Source organism: Mesorhizobium sp. M7D.F.Ca.US.004.03.1.1 (assembly GCF_003998635.1).
In the GTDB taxonomy this organism is placed as follows: Bacteria; Pseudomonadota; Alphaproteobacteria; order Rhizobiales; family Rhizobiaceae; genus Mesorhizobium; species Mesorhizobium loti.
In genome coordinates this window covers 1-2,513 of the sequence record NZ_RZQG01000836.1, presented here as the reverse complement: position 1 = coordinate 2,513, position 2,513 = coordinate 1, and the positions used below count along the sequence as shown (strand labels likewise).

The 2,513-nt window shown below is 64.3% G+C and carries 3 protein-coding genes, 1 pseudogene and 1 riboswitch; of the genes and pseudogenes, 1 reads left to right on the top strand and 3 read right to left on the bottom strand.

What is annotated here, in order from left to right; all coding sequences use genetic code 11:
• Together EN935_RS30635 and EN935_RS30630 are read right to left on the bottom strand one after the other, a co-directional pair.
• The coding region (locus EN935_RS30635; protein ID WP_164771473.1) for an ABC transporter ATP-binding protein at positions 1 to 299 on the bottom strand (299 nt) is incomplete at its 3' end.
• Positions 296 to 700 carry a DUF1636 family protein gene (locus EN935_RS30630; RefSeq protein WP_245468746.1) on the bottom strand — a complete coding sequence of 135 codons (405 nt, stop codon included), beginning with the start codon at positions 698 to 700 and terminating at the stop codon, positions 296 to 298. The genes EN935_RS30630 and EN935_RS30635, both read right to left, overlap by 4 nt.
• A gap of 92 nt (positions 701 to 792) precedes the next feature.
• A riboswitch (cobalamin riboswitch) is annotated at positions 793 to 1,000 on the bottom strand.
• Between the two features lie 265 nt (positions 1,001 to 1,265).
• Here EN935_RS30630 and EN935_RS30625 point away from each other — a divergent pair.
• Complete coding sequence (locus EN935_RS30625) at positions 1,266 to 2,099, top strand: AraC family transcriptional regulator (protein ID WP_109663396.1); 834 nt, start codon at positions 1,266 to 1,268, stop codon at positions 2,097 to 2,099.
• Positions 2,100 to 2,103: 4 nt separating this feature from the next.
• On the opposite strand, the pseudogene EN935_RS30620 reads toward EN935_RS30625, so the two are convergent.
• Positions 2,104 to 2,513 (bottom strand): annotated as a pseudogene (locus EN935_RS30620) (DSD1 family PLP-dependent enzyme); the annotation flags it as partial.

The following is a 2,513-nucleotide window of genomic DNA, read 5'->3' as shown; positions in this document are numbered from 1 at the left end:
ACATAGTCGATCACCGCCAGCCGCGGATCGGGCTGGTCGGTCTGGCCGACAACGGCCATATGCAGTGCCCGCTCGGCGGCCGAAATCCTGTCCAGCCGGCGCCCAGTGAGCTTCACCTCGCCGGAACTCGGCCGCAGCATGCCCGACAGCATGCGCACCAGCGTCGTCTTGCCGGCGCCATTGGGACCGATGATGGCAAGGCGGTCGCCAGCGGCCACCGACAGGCTGACCGCCTGAACCAGATCCCGCCCATTCGCCATGGCGCAGAGGTCATGGGCTTCGAGGAGCGCTGCGGTCATCGGCTGCCGCCCGCCGGATTGCCCGAACCGGGAATGCGGGCCAGCGTCTTGCCGGCCAATCCCGCCGGACGCTGACCGGAACTGCACCAGCCATCGGCGAGCGACGCGTAGAGTCTGGCGAATCGCACGAGGTCGCCGACATCGGCGCGCGCGTCGATGGAGCCGAAGAGATAGGCAGCTTTACCGTGTGCCTGAAACGCGACGGTCAGCGGCCGCGAGCAGCCCGCCATGCAGGCCACGCCTTCGACCGCGAAGCCGCGCGCAACGGCCGGCTCATGCTGGGCCGAAAGCCGGGAGCGCAAATCGGTGCAAAGGTCTTCCCCGGACCTGACCCCGGTCACAAGGTCACAGCAAAGCGTGCACACGATGATGCGATGGATGGGATCGATGGAGCCGTCCAACTTTCCGTCACTTTCCAAAACTGGCGACGGAAGGAAGCTGGCGAGCCGGCCGACAAGACCGAGATTCGCGTTTCCTCCCGGCACACCCCGTCCGGTCAACTCATGCTGATGGCAGGTCTCCTGGCTCGCGGGTCGTTGCGCCATCCAGCCTTCCCAGCCTTGCCGGCCAGTGGCATTCATGGATTTTGCTCGCCGCTTACAGTTGCGGGGGCAGCCACGGCCTCGATCCCTGGGGATCTCACCGCGTTCCCTTTTCACCCCTCGCCTTTCGACTCGGGGACCATCACCGCCTCAGCGTAGTTTTGCGCCGATCGCATCGCAACGGATTTCTCGGATGGAGTGATGGGCCACGTGAGGGAGGCAGACATTGCACGCTCGCGGTGTGTAATAATATAACGTTCTATAAAGTGTCGCCTGGCGCTGTCAAGCGAAGCGCTTGACGTGCTGGGCCATATCGGTGCGCGAACTGCGACGGGATTGGCGCGGATTGCGCCGGATGCGCAATTTCGATCAAACTGGCCGCGCCAGGGAACGGCATCATGATCTGGCCAATGCGAGAAGAAAAATGAACCCGACCGAGAAAGCGCTGTGGTTCGTCGAGAGCCATCTGCCGGAAGCGATCTCGCTCGACGATGTCGCCCAAAGCAGCGGCGTGTCGCGTTTTCATGTGACGCGGGCTTTCGGCGCTGCCACCGGCCGCTCGGTGATGGGCTACATGCGCTCGCGCCGGCTGACCGAAGCGGCACGCAAGCTGGCCGGCGGGGCGCCCGACATCCTCAGCGTTGCGCTCGATGCCGGCTACAACTCGCATGAGGCGTTCACCCGTGCCTTCCGCGACCAGTTCGGCACCACGCCGGAACTGGTGCGCGCGCAAGGCACGACTAAGACCCTCGACCTTGTGGAGCCAATCCTGATGGACCATTCCCTGCTCAGCACACTCGAACCGCCGCGCTTCGAGACCAGCCGGCCCTTCCTTATCGGTGGCTTTGGCGAACGCTACAGTTGCGAGAGCAGCGCCGGCATTCCGATGCAGTGGCAGCGCTTCAGTCCCTATATCGGCAACATCCCCGGCGAGATCGCCGGCGTTTTCTACGGCGTCTGCCTCAACGGCGACGACGCGGGCAATTTCGACTATGTGGTCGGCGTCGAAGTGTCCGATTTTGCGGACTTGCCGAAGGAGTTCTACCGGGTGAGGGTGCCGGCGCAGAAATACGCGGTGTTCTCGCATCGGGAGCACATCTCGACAATCCGCCGCACGATCAACACGATCTGGAACAGCTGGCTACCCGCCTCCGGTCATGACATCGCAGATGCACCGGAATTCGAGCGCTATGGTCCCGAATTCGATGCCCACAGCGGCAATGGCGGGTTGGAGATCTGGGTGCCGGTCAAGGCGTAGGCGATCATGCCATTGGCAGCGCCGGCCAGCGATCGACTATCCTGCCGCCGGAAAACACCGCGATCGATCCAAACTGCTGCAGCACGGCCTCGCTCTGCGTCGGGCGCAGGAAGGCGTAGTCGCCTGGCCTTGCGGTAGCATCGGCCGGCAGGCCCATGAATTGCTGGTTCGAGGACAGGCCAAGCAGGCCGTTCGTCATCATGCCTTTGGGGAACACCGGCTCGGCCATCCACTTGCCGCCATAGAGATAGCAGCCCTTGGCTGGAAACCGGCCGAGCGCCTGCAGCAGGCGAGTGACGACCGGCGGGCCGGGCAGCATCGGCTCGACCACTTTCAGCATTGGCGTGGCGATGAAGGCCGCCGGCTGGGAGCCGTCGAGGCCTGCCGTATCGAAGTCGCTGGGCAGCACAAAGG